Source organism: Paenibacillus sp. FSL R7-269, assembly GCF_000517865.1.
Classification (GTDB): domain Bacteria; phylum Bacillota; class Bacilli; order Paenibacillales; family Paenibacillaceae; genus Paenibacillus_AQ.
Genome location: NZ_ASPS01000104.1, coordinates 1 through 222, shown reverse-complemented (window position 1 = coordinate 222; position 222 = coordinate 1). Strand labels below are relative to the sequence as shown.

The 222-nt window shown below is 53.2% G+C and carries 1 tRNA gene and 1 rRNA gene; both read right to left on the bottom strand.

The features are described from left to right. Positions 1–8 precede the first annotated feature (8 nt). Positions 9–84 (bottom strand) — tRNA-Asn (locus tag C162_RS30780). A gap of 51 nt (positions 85–135) precedes the next feature. Beyond that, a 5S ribosomal RNA gene (gene rrf, locus C162_RS34815) occupies positions 136–222 on the bottom strand; the annotation flags it as partial.

Sequence of the window (222 nt, the reverse complement as noted above, 5' to 3'; positions counted from 1 at the left end):
TCTCCATATGGCTCCCCGAACAGGACTCGAACCTGTGACAACTCGATTAACAGTCGAGTGCTCTACCAACTGAGCTATCAGGGAATATGTAACCAATTAGGGCAAAAAAAATACCACAGTGTGTGTGGATGGTCCGCTTGGCGGCGTCCTACTCTCCCAGGACCCTTCGGTCCAAGTACCATCGGCGCTGGAGGGCTTAACGGTCGTGTTCGGGATGGGTAC